The 500-nt window shown below is 66.2% G+C and carries 1 pseudogene; it reads left to right on the top strand.

The window, feature by feature from the left end:
- Positions 1-500: pseudogene (locus HX855_RS32835) on the top strand (site-specific integrase); the annotation flags it as partial.

Here is a 500-nt window from a genome sequence, read left to right as displayed (position 1 = left end):
AAGCGCCAATGGCATCGCATCGGCGGCTTTCCCGACCTGAACACCAAGCAGGTGATCGCTGCACTGCCGGCAGTGCGCCTGCGCGTCGCTGCCGACGGCGCGGCCAGTGTTTCCGGATGGGTGACCGTTGGGGAGCTACTGGACTGGTTCGGTGACCGCATGGCCAAGTCGCGGGCCCTGTCCGACAAGCGCCGGGCCGCGGGCAAGTCGGCCATCAACTGCCAGCTCAAGCCGCGCTTGGACGATCTGCTGCTGCGCGACGTGAGCGCCCAGAGCCTCGACAAGCTGCTGATGTGGCCGGCACAGGCTGAACTGTCGCTGTCCTACGTCCAGCAGCTTTACCGGCTGCTGGCCGTCGCGTTCCGGCAAGCCCGAAAGCTCGACCTGATACCGGTCAATCCGATGGCGGAGCTCAAGTTCATCCACTTCACCACGGCACGCATTCTGCCCAAGCCGGCGCGGTTGCGGGACGTGCAGCTGCAGGACCTGGTGCGCCTGCT

Origin of the sequence: Pseudomonas sp. IPO3778 (genome assembly GCF_013386825.1) — a bacterium.
Taxonomy (GTDB): domain Bacteria; phylum Pseudomonadota; class Gammaproteobacteria; order Pseudomonadales; family Pseudomonadaceae; genus Aquipseudomonas.
The sequence above is the reverse complement of the archived record's forward strand: the minus strand, read 5'-3'. Positions and strand labels throughout refer to the sequence as shown.